General features: G+C 61.6%; 13 protein-coding genes. 8 read left to right on the top strand and 5 right to left on the bottom strand.

What is annotated here, in order from left to right:
- Positions 1–16: 16 nt before the first annotated feature.
- On the top strand, positions 17–235 hold the full coding sequence (locus ACODSJ_RS07965) for a DUF1127 domain-containing protein (RefSeq protein ID WP_489101195.1): 219 nt from the start codon (positions 17–19) through the stop codon (positions 233–235).
- Positions 236–299: 64 nt separating this feature from the next.
- The gene (locus ACODSJ_RS07970; protein ID WP_489101196.1) at positions 300–1,529 is read left to right on the top strand and encodes a winged helix-turn-helix domain-containing protein; all 1,230 of its coding nucleotides are present in this window, start codon (positions 300–302) and stop codon (positions 1,527–1,529) included.
- 133 nt (positions 1,530–1,662) lie between these two features.
- Here the strand turns inward: ACODSJ_RS07970 and ACODSJ_RS07975 are convergent, their stop codons facing one another.
- Positions 1,663–3,009 (bottom strand): class II 3-deoxy-7-phosphoheptulonate synthase, encoded by a 1,347-nt coding sequence (locus ACODSJ_RS07975; RefSeq protein WP_489101197.1) that lies wholly within the window; start codon positions 3,007–3,009, stop codon positions 1,663–1,665.
- 137 nt (positions 3,010–3,146) lie between these two features.
- Here ACODSJ_RS07975 and ACODSJ_RS07980 point away from each other — a divergent pair, with 137 nt between their 5' ends.
- Entirely contained in the window at positions 3,147–3,902 is a 756-nt protein-coding gene (locus ACODSJ_RS07980; protein ID WP_489101198.1) for a spermidine synthase, read from the top strand.
- A gap of 502 nt (positions 3,903–4,404) precedes the next feature.
- Positions 4,405–6,078, top strand: a complete 1,674-nt coding sequence (locus ACODSJ_RS07985; protein WP_489101199.1) for a DEAD/DEAH box helicase — start codon at positions 4,405–4,407, stop codon at positions 6,076–6,078.
- A 113-nt stretch (positions 6,079–6,191) separates the two neighbouring features.
- Here ACODSJ_RS07985 and ACODSJ_RS07990 read toward each other — a convergent pair whose 3' ends face one another.
- Positions 6,192–6,959, bottom strand: coding sequence for a DODA-type extradiol aromatic ring-opening family dioxygenase (locus ACODSJ_RS07990; RefSeq protein ID WP_489101200.1), 768 nt, complete (start codon positions 6,957–6,959; stop codon positions 6,192–6,194).
- 159 nt (positions 6,960–7,118) lie between these two features.
- Between ACODSJ_RS07990 and ACODSJ_RS07995 the strand changes: the two genes are divergently transcribed.
- On the top strand, positions 7,119–7,772 hold the full coding sequence (locus ACODSJ_RS07995) for a thiopurine S-methyltransferase (RefSeq protein ID WP_489101201.1): 654 nt from the start codon (positions 7,119–7,121) through the stop codon (positions 7,770–7,772).
- A gap of 172 nt (positions 7,773–7,944) precedes the next feature.
- Here the strand turns inward: ACODSJ_RS07995 and htpX are convergent, their stop codons facing one another.
- Both htpX and ACODSJ_RS08005 read right to left on the bottom strand, forming a co-directional pair.
- On the bottom strand, positions 7,945–8,832 hold the full coding sequence (gene htpX / locus ACODSJ_RS08000; protein ID WP_041020684.1) for a protease HtpX: 888 nt from the start codon (positions 8,830–8,832) through the stop codon (positions 7,945–7,947).
- Positions 8,833–9,133: 301 nt separating this feature from the next.
- Positions 9,134–10,345 carry a pyridoxal phosphate-dependent aminotransferase gene (locus tag ACODSJ_RS08005; protein ID WP_489101202.1) on the bottom strand — a complete coding sequence of 404 codons (1,212 nt, stop codon included), beginning with the start codon at positions 10,343–10,345 and terminating at the stop codon, positions 9,134–9,136.
- A gap of 220 nt (positions 10,346–10,565) precedes the next feature.
- Here ACODSJ_RS08005 and msrB point away from each other — a divergent pair, with 220 nt between their 5' ends.
- The 3 genes from msrB to ACODSJ_RS08020 all read left to right on the top strand — a co-directional run bounded on the left by msrB (position 10,566) and on the right by ACODSJ_RS08020 (position 12,082).
- Positions 10,566–10,961 carry a peptide-methionine (R)-S-oxide reductase MsrB gene (gene msrB, locus ACODSJ_RS08010; RefSeq protein WP_489101203.1) on the top strand — a complete coding sequence of 132 codons (396 nt, stop codon included), beginning with the start codon at positions 10,566–10,568 and terminating at the stop codon, positions 10,959–10,961.
- 177 nt (positions 10,962–11,138) lie between these two features.
- A complete protein-coding gene (locus ACODSJ_RS08015; RefSeq protein ID WP_489101204.1) occupies positions 11,139–11,624 on the top strand; it encodes a glutathione peroxidase in 486 nt (161 codons plus the stop codon).
- Positions 11,621–12,082 (top strand): MarR family winged helix-turn-helix transcriptional regulator, encoded by a 462-nt coding sequence (locus ACODSJ_RS08020; protein ID WP_489101205.1) that lies wholly within the window; start codon positions 11,621–11,623, stop codon positions 12,080–12,082. The genes ACODSJ_RS08015 and ACODSJ_RS08020 overlap by 4 nt, the downstream gene beginning before the upstream one ends.
- On the opposite strand, the gene ACODSJ_RS08025 is transcribed toward ACODSJ_RS08020, so the two are convergent.
- Entirely contained in the window at positions 12,066–14,387 is a 2,322-nt protein-coding gene (locus ACODSJ_RS08025; RefSeq protein ID WP_489101206.1) for a response regulator, read from the bottom strand. The genes ACODSJ_RS08020 and ACODSJ_RS08025 overlap by 17 nt on opposite strands.
- Positions 14,388–14,467: the final 80 nt, after the last annotated feature.

A 14,467-nucleotide genomic window follows, 5' to 3' on the forward strand; every position in this document is an offset into this window, starting at 1 on the left:
CACGGAGGACATCACGATGAAAGGTCAAAAAGGTTATGTACTGATAGACAAACTCTCCCACGGTTTTTCGGTCGGCGCGCTGTTGCACAAGTTTAGCCGCTGGTACGAATTGCACCATGAACGTGAACTGTTGGCTGGAATGAGCGACGAGGCGCTCAAGGACATTGGCATCAGCCGTGCCGACGTAGAAAGGGAAGTGGTTCGGCCGTTCTGGGATGACCCAATGCACAAATGAGCCATCCTTTCCTACACAAACCCTTTATTGGTGAGGTAGGTTGCGAGCAGACAAGGAGATCTCCATGCCCGCGACTCTGTCCTTTACCCTCAAACAGGCCCGGCGTCTGGCGCTGGCCGCCCAAGGATTCGATGGGCGGTCACCGCCAGCTTCGGTGCAACCCTCGCGCCTCAACCGCCTGATCGAACGCCTCGGCGTGCTGCAGATCGACTCGGTCAACGCTCTGGTGCGCTCGCATTACCTGCCGCTGTTCTCCCGCCTCGGTCCCTACAACCCGGATTTGCTCGACCAGGCCGCCTGGAGCCAGGGGCGACGTCGCACCTTGTTCGAGTACTGGGGCCATGAAGCCTCGTTGATGCCAATGTCCATGTACCCGCTGATGCGCTGGCGCATGGCGCGGGCGGCGCGGGGCGAGGGTATCTATCAACAACTGGCGCGTTTTGGTCATGAGCAGCAGGCCGTCATCCGTCGGGTCCTGGCGGCGGTGCGCGAGCAGGGCGCCGTTGGTGCGGGCAGCTTGTCCACGCGCCAGGAAAAGGCCGGGCCCTGGTGGGACTGGAGCGCCGAAAAGCACGCGCTGGAGTGGCTGTTTGCGGCGGGCGAAGTCACGGTCGCCGGGCGACGGGGTTTCGAACGGCTCTATGATTTACCGGAGCGGGTGCTCCCCGATGCGGTCCTCCGGCAGCCGCTGCCGGATGAATCCAGCGCCCAGCGGGCTCTGTTGGTGCAGGCCGCCGAGGCCTTGGGTATCGCTACCGAGAAAGACCTGCGCGACTACTTTCGCCTCGACCCGGCTGACACCCGGGAGCGGCTGGCCGAGCTGGAGGAGGCCGGGGAACTGCTGCGCTGCCAGGTGCAGGGTTGGAAGCAGCCGGCGTGGTGCCGACCTGCGGTCAAAATCCCGCGCAAGGTGGCCACCAGTGCCTTGCTGTCGCCGTTCGATTCGCTGGTCTGGGAGCGCGGCCGCACCGAGCGGCTGTTCGATTTTCGCTATCGGCTGGAGATCTACACGCCTGTTCACAAGCGGGTGTACGGCTATTATGTCTTGCCGTTCCTGCACAACGAACGCATCGCGGCGCGGGTGGACCTGCGCGCGGAGCGGGCCCATGGCCGGTTGGCGGTGCACGCGGTGCATGAGGAAGAGCCGGGGCTGGGTGAGGAGGGGATTCACGCGTTGGCGATGAATCTCAGGCGCATGGCCGATTGGTTGGGGTTGGAGCGGGTCCAGCTTAATTGCCAGCGGGTGGGTGGGGTGCGGTTGGCGGGGGCTTTGGCTGGGATGGGTTGTGGCTGATGGATCGCTATCGCGAGCAGGCTCGCTCCCACATTGACCGCGGCGTTCACAAATATCGTGTTCACCAGAGATCAACTGTGGGAGCGAGCCTGCTCGCGATTGCAATGTAACAGTCGATGAAAAACCTACTGACTCAGCGCCTTACCTGCTTCAACGTCTCGGCAATCAAGAACGCCAATTCCAGCGACTGGTCGGCATTCATCCGCGGGTCGCAGTGGGTGTGATAGCGGTCCGACAGGCCGTCTTCGGTGATCGGCCGCGCGCCGCCGATGCATTCGGTGACGTTCTGCCCGGTCATCTCGATGTGAATACCCCCGGCATAAGTGCCTTCGGCGGCGTGGACCTGGAAGAACTGCTTCACCTCGCCGAGGATCTGCGCGAAATCCCGGGTCTTGTAGCCGCTGCTGGCCTTGATGGTGTTGCCGTGCATCGGGTCTGAACTCCACAGCACCTGCTTGCCTTCACGCTGCACGGCGCGCAACAGCGGGGGCAGGTGATCGCCCACCTTGTTCGCGCCCATCCGTGCGATCAGGTTCAATCGGCCCGGGTCGTTGTCCGGGTTGAGCACGTCGATCAGGCGGATCAGGTCGTCAGGGTCCATGGTGGGGCCCACTTTCACCCCGATGGGGTTGTTCACGCCGCGCAGGAATTCGACATGGGCGCCCTCCAACTGACGGGTGCGGTCGCCGATCCACAGCATGTGGGCCGAGCAGTCGTAGTACTCGTTGGTCAGGCTGTCGCGGCGCACGAAGGCTTCTTCATAATTGAGCAGCAGCGCTTCGTGGGCCGTGAAGAAACTGGTTTCACGCAATTGCGGCGAGCTGTCCATGCCGCAGGCACGCATGAACGCCAGGGTTTCATCGATGCGGTCGGCCAGGTGGCTGTACTTTTCGGCCAGGGCCGAATTGGCGATGAAGTCCAGGTTCCACTTGTGCACCTGGTGCAGGTCGGCGAAACCGCCCTGGGCGAAGGCGCGCAGCAGGTTCAGGGTGGCGGTGGACTGGTGGTAGGACTGCAACAGTCGCTCGGGGTCCGGTACGCGGCTCTTTTCGTCGAAGCCGATGCCGTTGACGATGTCGCCCCGATAGGCCGGCAGGGTCACGCCGTCGACGGTTTCGTCATTGGCCGAGCGGGGCTTGGCGAATTGCCCGGCCATGCGCCCGACCTTGACCACTGGGCAGCCGGCGGCAAAGGTCATGACGATCGCCATCTGCAGCAGCACCTTGAAGGTGTCGCGGATCTTCGCCGCCGAGAACTCGGCAAAGCTTTCGGCGCAGTCGCCGCCTTGCAGCAGGAACGCGCGGCCCTGGGTTACCTCGGCGAACTGGCGGCGCAACTCCCGGGCTTCTCCGGCGAAGACCAGCGGCGGATAACTGGCCAGGGTCTGTTCCACCTGCAACAGGTGCGCGGCGTCAGGGTAGCGGGGTTGCTGCTGGATCGGCAGGGCGCGCCAGCTGTCAGGGCTCCAGGGTTGGCTCATCATGATCTCTAGGTGGTTTACGCTCGGGCGCTCATAGTATCAGCAAATTAGTGCGTGACCTGTTCCCATTGGTGGCTGACAATCGCGCCTTTGCCCGGCTATCTTGCCCGGCTATCCGGTTGCCATCAGGAGACGAAATGACAGAGGAGCGCGTCGAGCATCTGCTCGCCGAGGTGCACGACGAGTTCGGCATGATCCGGGTGTTCGAAGTGGCCGATTACCGGTTTCTCGAATTTGGCGATGCCATCGAGCAAAGCTGTGTGTTCACGGCCGACCCGAGTTGGCTGGAATACGATTACACCCGCGCCATGCTGATCGGGGCCTTGTGCCACGAGCAACCGGAGAGCGCGCTGTTCCTGGGGTTGGGTGCCGGTACGCTGACCCAGGCTTGCCTGAAGTTCTTGCCGCTGGAGGACGTCGAGGCCATCGAGCTGCGCCCCGACGTGCCGCGCCTGGCCATCGAGTACCTGGGGCTGGACGACGATCCGCGCTTGTACATCCGCGTCGGCGATGCCCTGGAACTGCTCGGAACGGCTGAGCCGGCGGACCTGATTTTCGTCGACCTTTATACTGACGTCGGTCCTGGCGTCGGGCACCTGGCCTGGGGTTTCCTGGAAAACTGCCAGAAACGCCTCAACCCGGGTGGCTGGCTGGTGATCAACCAATGGGCCACCGACGATGGCAAGCCCTTGGGCGCTGCGCTGCTGCGTGGCCTGTATCACCGACATTATTGGGAGCTGCCGGTGAAGGAGGGCAACGTCATCCTGATCGTCCCGGCGGACCTGGACCAGACGCTTGACCTGCAAGGCCTGACCGCCCGCGCCGAAGCGCTGGCGCCGCGCCTGGGGTATTCGTTGCAGTCGTTGATCAAGGCGATTCGCCCGGCGACTTGATCAAGGTCCCCGTCCTGATGGCGAGCAAGTTCCCCTGTGGCGAGGGAGCTTGCTCCCGCTGGGCCGCGAAGCGGCCCCCTTCGATTGCAGGTATCAACCCGAGCGTCTGCTTCGCCCGAGGCGTCGGACCGGCCGAGCGGGAGCAAGCTCCCTCGCCACAGAGATTGTCGGTGTGCATCTGAAGATGAAACGTTTTAGTTCGCTGCCCAGGGCCTGTGACAGACCGTCGTGCACCGGGTTTCGGCGATAAAAAAAGCTCCCTTTTGGGGCGAATTCCGGTATAGTGCGCGCCGGCCTTTAGCCGGGCCGCGTCAAGGCAGCGTAATTTCGAAGCCAGCTTCGGTTACATGTCCGCACAACGGATGCTTCCGCGACGTCCTTTTCCATTCATTCGTTTTCGCAAATCCCCGCCGACAAAGCTGCCAGGGCGACTCTTGAGTCTCAACACGGCATGCGCAGCTTTGGAGCATGGGTCTTTGCGGATGCACTTTGAGGCAGACCCATGACCCAGGAAATCGGCGGCTTCGCCGCTCTTGAACTTCACCCTAATATTGTCGCTGCAGTAGTCGCTACCGGCTATGAAGAGCCTTCGGCCATTCAGCAGCAGTCGATCCCGATCATCCTCGCCGGTCACGATATGATTGGCCAGGCGCAAACCGGCACGGGTAAAACCGCCGCGTTCGCCCTGCCGATCCTGCACCGCATTGATCCGTCCAAGCGCGAGCCGCAAGCTCTGATCCTGGCCCCAACTCGTGAGTTGGCGCTACAAGTTGCAACCGCTTTCGAAACCTACGCCAAGCAAATGCCGGGCGTGACTGTTGTGGCTGTCTACGGCGGCGCGCCGATGGGCCCACAACTGAAAGCAATCCGTAATGGCGCACAGATCGTTGTCGCCACCCCGGGCCGTCTGTGCGACCACCTGCGTCGCGATGAAAAAGTCCTGGCCACCGTGAACCATCTGGTTCTCGATGAAGCCGACGAAATGCTCAAGCTGGGCTTCATGGATGACCTGGAAGTCATCTTCAAAGCCATGCCGGAAAGCCGCCAGACCGTCCTGTTCTCGGCCACCTTGCCACAATCGATCCGTGCCATCGCCGAACGCCATCTGCGCGATCCGAAGCACGTGAAGATCCAGAGCAAGACCCAGACCGTCACCGCGATCGAGCAGGCCCACCTGCTGGTTCACGCTGACCAGAAGACCTCCGCTGTACTGAGCCTGCTGGAAGTCGAGGATTTCGACGCCCTGATCATGTTCGTACGCACCAAGCAAGCGACCCTGGACCTGGCCAGCGCCCTGGAAGCCAAAGGCTACAAGGCCGCTGCGCTGAACGGCGACATTGCCCAGAACCAGCGTGAGCGCGTCATCGACTCCCTCAAGGATGGCCGCCTGGACATCGTTGTGGCGACCGACGTTGCTGCTCGTGGCCTGGACGTTCCGCGCATCACCCACGTGTTCAACGTGGACATGCCGTACGACCCGGAATCCTACGTTCACCGTATCGGCCGTACTGGCCGTGCCGGTCGCGAAGGTCGCGCGCTGCTGCTGGTTACCCCGCGTGAGCGCCGCATGCTGCAAGTGATCGAGCGTGTAACCGGTCAGCGAGTGGCTGAAGTTCGCCTGCCGGACGCCCAAGCCGTTCTCGATGCCCGCATCAAGAAGCTGACCAACAGCCTGTCGCCGCTGGTAGCGGACGCCGAAGCGACCCACGGTGATCTGCTCGATCGCCTGACCGCTGACATCGGTTGCTCCCCGCGTGCCTTGGCCGCGGCCCTGCTGCGCAAGGCCACCAACGGCCAGGCGCTGAACCTGGCGGCAATCGAGAAGGAACGTCCACTGGTGCCGAACAGCGCGCCGCGTGGTGATCGTCCTGAGCGTAGCGGTGATCGTCCGGACCGTGGTGATCGCGAGCGTCGTGCTCCGATGCCGCTGGCCGAAGGTCGTGCTCGCTGCCGTACGGCGCTGGGCGCGCGTGACGGCATCGCGGCCAAGAACCTGCTGGGCGCCATCCTCAATGAAGGTGGCCTGGCACGTGAAGCCATCGGTCGCATTCAGGTGCGTGACAGCTTCAGTCTGGTGGAGCTGCCGGAAGATGGCCTGGAGAAGTTGCTGGCCAAGCTGAAGGACACTCGCGTAGCCGGCAAGCAGCTCAAGCTGCGTCGCTATCGCGAAGATTGATCGGCTTTCGAGCTGATTGATCGAACATGAAAAATCCCCGACTGGTTCGGGGATTTTTTTTGCCTGTCGTTTGATGGCTCTTCAGGGAAAGTTGCAGGGAGCCAATCGGTCGATCAATCGAACCGATAAATGTCCATCCCCAACGACCCCATCGTGAATCCCGTATGGGCCACACTGAACCGGCCCCCCGCGCCCCGGGCAAAGTACAGCGGTAGCAAGTGTTCGTCGCTGGGATGGCTGCGCACAGCGTTGGGCGCCTGGCGACGGTAGTCGTGCAGAGCGGCCTCGTTGTCCGCCGTCAGTTGTTCAACCATCCAGTCGCGAAAGGCCTTGGCCCAAGGCTCGATGCTATCAGGGCCGGCCTGCCAATCCAGGTCCCGCAGGTTGTGGGTGATGCTGCCGGAGCCGATCAGCAACACACCTTCCTCGCGCAGACTGGCAAGGGCGCGGCCGACCTGCGTCTGTAGCGCCGGCCCCTGGTGGCTGGGCAGGGACACTTGTACCACCGGAATGTCGGCCTGCGGGTACATCAGCGACAGGGGCACCCAGACCCCATGGTCGCTGGGTCGCTGGCTGTCCAGGCGCGTCGGCAGGTGCGCCGCGTCGAGAAGGCTTGCCACCTTTGTCGCCAGTTGCGGGTGACCGGGCGCTGGGTATTGCACCTGGTACAGGGCCGGCGGGAAGCCGCCGAAGTCGTGCCATGTGCGCGGTTGCGGATTGCTGCTGACAAGCAGCTCATCGCTCTCCCAATGGGCGGACACAATGACGATAGCCTTAGGCCTGGGCAGTTGGGCCGCCAGGCGAGCCAGTGCCGGGCCGCTGTCACCGGGCTCCAGGGCAAGCATCGGTGAGCCGTGGGAAATAAACAGGCTAGGTAGCATGAGTGGACTCCTGAGCGTTAGGCTTTGTACGAAAAGTGCCTGATCGCCGCTCGGCGACTTTTCGTACAAACCCGAAGATGTTGTTATCTTCTGTCAGGTCAATGATCTAAATCTAATATAAGTTTTAGCCCGTTTTGATCGATTTTTCTGGAGCGAATCATGGAGCCTGAGTTTTGGCACAAGCGCTGGTCAACCAACCAGATCGGCTTTCATTTGTCGGAAGTGAACCCATACCTGCAACGTTTCTGGCCGCAGCTCGGATTGGCACAGGGCACGCGGGTGCTGGTGCCGTTGTGCGGTAAAAGCCTGGATCTGTTGTGGCTCGCCCATCAGGGGTATCCGGTGTTGGGCGTGGAGTTATCGGAAAAGGCTGCCACGGATTTTTTCCTTGAGCATCAGCTTGAGCCGAGTGTGAGTGAAGAGGGCACCTTCAAGGTGTTTCGTGCCGGTCCCATTGAAATTCGCTGTGGCGATTTTTTCGCCTTGGATGCGAAGGACGTGGCTGACTGCCTGGGGTTGTACGATCGCGCGGCGTTGATTGCCTTGCCTGTGGCGATGCGGGAGCGGTATGCGGCTCATCTGCAGGAGATTCTTCCGGATTGCACCGGGCTGCTGATTACGCTCGATTACAACCAGGATGAAATGTCCGGCCCACCGTTTTCCGTCGGCGATGATGAAGTGCGGCGACTGCTGGGTGGCGGCTGGCGTTTGGAGGTCTTGCAGGAGCAGGATGTGCTGGGGGAGAGTTGGAAGTTCTTGCAGGCGGGGGTGACGAGGTTGGATGAGCGGGTTTATCGGGTTTCCGGTTATTGATGTGTGGGTGTTGGGATTGGGTGTATATCCGTTACCGAAGCAATGGATATGTACCCCAACCCCAACCCAGCACCCAAAAAAACGGTGCATCTCCAAGAAGGAAATGCACCGTGTTCTCTAGCCTAAGCAGCATCACCCATCACTGCTTGGCTTTCTTTCGAAGCGCCAGCGATCAGCCGCGACGACGCAAAGCATCGATACGCTCTTCCAGCGGCGGGTGGCTCATGAACAGGCGCGCCAGGCCCTGCTTGATGCCACCGTTGATGCCAAAGGCATTCAGGGTATCGGGCATGTGGACCGGCAGGCCTTGCTCGGCACGAAGGCGTTGCAGGGCGCCGATCATGGCGCTGGTGCCTGCCAGGCGTGCGCCAGCGTCGTCGGCGCGGAATTCGCGTTTGCGCGAGAACCACATGACGATGGCGCTGGCGAGGATGCCCAGTACCAGTTCGGCGAAGATGGTCGCGACGTAATAGGCGATGCCCTGGCCTTCTTCGTTCTTGAAGATCACCTTGTCGACGAAGTTGCCGATGATGCGGGCGAAGAACATCACGAAGGTGTTCACCACGCCCTGGATCAAGGCCAGGGTCACCATGTCGCCATTGGCGACGTGGCCGATCTCGTGGGCCAGCACGGCCTTGACTTCATCCGGAGAGAAGCGCTCGAGCAGGCCCTGGCTGACGGCCACCAGTGCGTCGTTCTTGTTCCAGCCGGTGGCGAAGGCGTTGGCCTCGTAGGCTGGGAAGATCCCGACTTCCGGCATCTTGATGCCCGCTTCGCGGGACAACTGCTCGACGGTCTGCAGCAGCCATTGCTCATGGCGAGTGCGCGGCTGGCTGATGATCTGGGTGCTGGTGCTCATCTTCGCCATCCACTTGGAGATGAACAGCGAGAAGAGGGAGCCGGCGAAGCCGAACACCGCACAGAAGATCAGCAGCTGGTTGAGGTTGAGGTCAACCCCGTTGGCCGCCATGAACCCGTTGAAGCCAAAGAGGCTCAGGGTGATGCTGGCAATCAGCACGACCGCCAGGTTAGTGGCCAAGAACAGCAGGATGCGCATCATGGTGGTGGAAATCTCCTCATGCTAAAGATGTAGCGTTATGCGGGGTATATAAGGTGCTGCCGCAGGCTATTCAACTCGACGACTATTTCAAACTGTGTCCTACAGGCGTCCTAAATGATTGAAAGACTTTTCTGAAAGTGACATGGGAAAAGAAATTTGGCGTGCGTGCCCTGTGAACGTTGAGCCTGGGTGCTCATCGCCTGTCCAGTCACCAGTGTAGAAGGCCTGTCGGAACCGACGGAACGGAAGTGTTGCTGAATCAAACGGCGTGCGCGGCGAGGGGCCGTGCACGCCGCCCGGATCACTGGCGGTAGGACTTGAGGAAGTTGCCGATCCGGCCAATGGCCTGGTCGAGGTCATCGACCCGGGGCAGGGTCACGACACGGAAGTGGTCCGGCCACGGCCAGTTGAACGCCGTGCCCTGGACCACCAGCAGCTTCTCGGACAGCAACAGGTCGAGGACGAATTTCTCGTCGTTGTGGATCGGGCAGACTTTCGGGTCGATGCGCGGGAACGCGTACAGCGCTCCCATCGGCTTGACGCAGCTGACGCCGGGAATGTCATTGAGCAGTTCCCAGGTGCGGTTGCGTTGTTCCAGCAGGCGTCCCGGTGGCAGGATCAGGTCGTTGATGCTCTGGTAGCCGCCCAGCGCGGTCTGGATCGCGTGCTGGCTCGGCACGTTGGCGCACAGGCGCATGTTGGCCAGCATGTCGATGCCTTCGATATAGCTCTGGGCGTGGTGCTTGGGCCCGGAGATGGCGATCCAGCCGGAGCGGAAACCCGCGACCCGGTAGGACTTGGACAGGCCATTGAACGTCAGGCACAGCAGGTCCGGCGCCAGGGAGGCGGTGCAGATGTGCACGGCGTCGTCGTAGAGGATCTTGTCGTAGATCTCGTCGGAGAACACCACCAGGTTGTGCTGGCGGGCCAGTTCCAGCATGCCCAGCAACACTTCCCTGGAGTACACGGCGCCGGTCGGGTTGTTCGGGTTGATGATCACCAGCGCCTTGGTGTTCGGCGTGATCTTGGCCTTGATGTCCGCCAGGTCGGGAAACCAATCGGCCTGTTCGTCGCACAGGTAGTGCACCGGGTTGCCACCGGCCAGGCTCACGGCTGCTGTCCACAGCGGGTAGTCCGGCGCCGGCACCAGCACTTCATCGCCATTGTTGAGCAGTGCCTGCATCGACATCACGATCAGCTCGGACACGCCGTTGCCCAGGTAGATGTCCTCGATGCCGACGCCTTCGACCTGCTTCTGCTGGTAGTACTGCATCACCGCCTTGCGTGCGCTGAACAGGCCCTTGGAGTCGCTGTAGCCCTGGGCGGTCGGCAGGTTGCGGATGACATCCTGGAGGATTTCATCGGGCGCTTCGAAACCAAAGGGCGCCGGGTTGCCGATGTTCAGCTTGAGGATGCGATGGCCTTCCTCTTCCAGGCGCTTGGCGTGCTTGAGCACCGGGCCGCGAATGTCGTAGCAGACGTTGGCGAGCTTGTTCGATTTGCTGACCTGCATGGCGATGTGTTCCCGAAAATGAACGATCCAGGCGGCGTATGGACTACCGTGCTGGGGATCCTGCGTCTGTACCCGGGCTTGACGCGGTATAGGCGTCACAATCCGTTTGAATACGCATGACGTGACTGCCAGACTGGCGCCTGACGAGGCGCAATCATACGTGCCGCCTGATCTGCGGAAAAGCGTCGGATCGGGCTTTTTCAATTGCCGAGGCAGGACGATGGAAAAATTGCAGAAAACCCTGGAAGAATGGCGCTCCATGCTCGACCCGGAGCAATACAACGTCTGTCGGCTGAAGGGCACCGAACGGCCATTCTCCGGTAAATACAACGCCACCAAGACCGACGGTGTGTACCACTGCATCTGCTGCAACGAGCCGCTGTTCGATTCGCAGACCAAATTCGATTCCGGCTGTGGCTGGCCCAGCTTCTACGCACCGATCGAAGGCAGTGCGGTGGTCGAGGTGCGCGATGTCAGCCACGGCATGATCCGCACCGAAGTGGTCTGCGCCAAGTGCGACGCTCACCTGGGGCACGTCTTCCCCGACGGCCCACTGCCCACGGGCTTGCGTTACTGCATCAACTCGGTGTGCCTGGACCTGGTGCCCCGAGCATAATTCTGTGGGAGCAAAGCTTGCTCGCGAACAGGGCGCCTTGGCCTGAAGAAAGATCGCATCGCCTTCGTCGCGGGCAAGCCTTGCTCCCACAATCCGTGGAGTGAGGGGGCTGATAATTAAATTGCACGCAATTGAATCGTTCGCTATTTTCATGACCTCATCTTTAGGAGCCTTGCCATGAGCGATAACCTGCTGAGCATCCCGTGCACCACCATCAAAGGCGAACAAAAGACCCTGGCCGATTACGCCGGCAAGGCGGTGCTAGTGGTCAACACTGCGAGCCAGTGCGGTTTTACTCCGCAATACAAGGGTCTTGAACAGTTGTGGCAGACCTATAAGGACCAGGGCCTGGTGGTGCTGGGTTTTCCTTGCAACCAATTCGGCAAGCAGGAACCGGGTGACGAAGGGGCGATTTCCGAGTTCTGCGAGCTGAACTTCGGCGTGAGTTTCCCGCTGTTCAAGAAAATCGATGTCAACGGCGCCGACGCCCATCCCTTGTTCGTCCAGCTCAAGCAACGCGCGCCCGGCGTGCTGGGTTCCAAAGGCATCAAGTGGAATTTCACCAAGTTCCTGATCGGCAAGGACGGTCAGGTGGTCAAGCGTTTCGCCCCGACCACCAAACCCCAGGACCTGACTGGTGAGATCGAAGCGCTGCTCAAATGAATGACCTGTCAGCCGATTCGCTGAAGCTCGACAGCCAGTTGTGCTTCAAGTTGTACGCCGTTTCCCGTGCGGTAATCCGTGGCTACAAGCCGATGCTCGACCAGCTCGGCCTGACCTATCCGCAATACCTGGCGATGCTGGTGCTGTGGGAATGGCAGCAGACACCGCCGGAACAGCCGACGGTCAAGGCCCTGGGCGAGCGGTTGTTGCTCGACTCCGGCACGCTGACCCCGTTGCTCAAGCGGCTGGAGCAGCTGGACCTGGTCCATCGCCAGCGCTCGGCCCGGGACGAGCGGGAAATGCACTTGAGCCTGTCGGAGGCCGGCCGCGCCTTGCGTGAGCAAGTCGGTCCGCTCAAGGCGCGGCTGCTGTGCGAAAGCGGGGTGGACCTGGACCGTCTCGGGGCGCTGCGAGACGGTCTCGATCATTTGCTGGGGCAGATCAAAGCGCTGACGTAGTGGGGACCCACTGATCCAGCACGGCCGCCAGCTCTTCACGGCGAAACGGCTTGGACAAATAATCGCTCATGCCGGCGGCACGGCAGCGCTCGCGCTCCTCGGGCATGGCGTTGGCCGTCAGCGCCACAATCGGCAGGTCCGGCCAGCGCCCGCTGCGACGGATCTGCCGACTGGCTTCGTAGCCATCCATCACGGGCATGTTGCAATCCATCAGCACCAGGTCGAAATCCTGCTGTTCGAGCTGACTCAGCGCCTCGGCACCGTGGGCGGCGACGATCACTTCACAGCCCAGTTTCACCAGCATGCCCTTGGCCACCAGTTGGTTGACCGGATTGTCTTCCACCAGCAACACCCGTCCGCGCCTGGTCGGCGCCAGGGTTTCGATCTGTGCTTCGTTGATGGTGGTGGTCTCGCTTTGTAAGGCGCGGCGCAGAATCTGATAGAGCGCATGCCGTGCCAGCGGCCGGGCCTGCTGGATCAGCGGGGCGAGGGTGGCAGCCTCTTCGCTGGGCATGAAACTGCCGTAGGCGGTGACCAGCAGGATCGGAGCCTTGAAAGTAGGGCGCAGATTGAACAGGCATTCCGGGCAGTCGGTAATCAGCACATCTGGCTTGAGCCCCAGCAGGTTGTCATCCACCGAGCGCCTGACATAGTCCATTCCCCAGCCCGGAAGCAGCATGTCCAGCAGTTCGGCGAGCCCGCTGCTAGCGGCGGTGATGGCGACGATGTGGCCGCGCAGCGGCTCGACGGGCACCGCCGGGGTGTGGCAGGGCAGAGGCAGGTCGGCGCAGAACAGGCTGCCAAAGCCCATTTCGGAGCTGATACTGAGCCGGCCCTGCATGGCTTCGCAGAGGTTGTTGGTCAGTGCCAGGCCCAGCCCGGTGCCGCCAAACTGACGGGTAATACCGGCTCCGGCCTGGGTGAACGGCTGGAAGATCCGTGCCTGCGCTTCCTGGGGAATGCCGATACCGGTGTCGCGGACTTCGATCCGTACACCGCCTTCATGCTGGCTCAACTTCACGTCGACGCGACCGAAACGGGTGAACTTCAGCGCGTTGGACAGCAGGTTGCTGACGATCTGGCGCACGCGGGTCGGGTCGCCGAGCACCTGGGCGGGAAACTGCGGCTCGACCAGGCAGGCCAGTTCGACGCTGGGGGCGGCGTTCTGCGACAACAGGTTGGCGGTGTCTTCGATCAGGGCGCCAAGGTCGAACGGGATCCGTTCGAGTTCCAGTTGGCCGGCATCGAATTTCGACAGATCGAGAATGTCGTTGAGCAGTTCGACCAGCACCTTGCCCGAGTCATGGGCAATCGAGAGTTGTTGCTGCTGTTCGGCGGTCAGGGGGCCGTCCAGGGACAGCGCGATCATGCCCAGCAAGCCATTGAGGGGCGTGCGGATCTCATGGCTCATGCTCGCCAGGAAGGCGGAGCGGGCGTCGGCCATGTCCAGGGCGGTGCGCCGGGCCACTTCCAGTTCTTCGTTGGACTGGCTGAGACGGCTATTGGTGGCCTTGAGCTCGGCGGTTCGGGCCGAGACGATGTTTTCCAGTTGCGCCAGGTATTCGGTCAGGCGGTTTTCGGCCGTACGCCGTTGCTGGATTTCGGTGGAGATGTTTTCGAACTGCTGGTTGGCGACCGAGACCAGTACACCGATTTCATCGGACTGGTGGCCGGATGGGCACACCAGGGGATTGAGTTCGATGCTGCCAGGGTCGCGGCTGCTCAGTTCGCGAATGACCCGCACCAGGGGCTTGGTCAGCATCACGTAGAACAGCGCCAGCAGCAGGCCCGTGAGGATCAGGCTGCGGGCAAAGCCGTTGAGCAGGGTGACCTCGGCGCGCCGCAGGAAACGGGTGCCGAACGCATAGGTGTCGACTTCCAGCCGCAACACACCCAGTGATTCGCCGGGCAGGTGATCCAGGTAGAGCCGGTCTTCGAACTGGCGCTGGGCGCCGAACAGGGAGTCGCTGATGAAGCGATAGCTGCTCTGCAGTTCCGGTCGCTTGACGCTGGCCAGTACGGTGTTGTTGTTATCGATCAGTTCTGCACCGATGATGGCCGGTGAGCGCAACAGGCCCATGGACAGTTCCTGGGCCAGTTCGGCGTCGATGTTGTAGGCGATGCGCGAGGCCGGGTTGTGGCTGATTTCCAGCAACGACAGGATTTCACGGTTGATCGAGGCGTCTTCGCTGGCATAATCGATGCCGATCTGCACCAGGCTGAGCAAGGTGCCCAGCAGGAATCCCACCAGGACGGTCAGGCGGGCCTGTTTGTAAGACAACCGTTGGGTGAATCTGATGTCCATGGAATGGTGAACCACTTACGTTTCCCTTCGCCGCTCAAGCATAGCTGATCATCTCTGGATTCCGACGCTGCCGGTTTATG

The sequence above is a fragment of the Pseudomonas sp. FG6 genome (genome assembly GCF_057809015.1).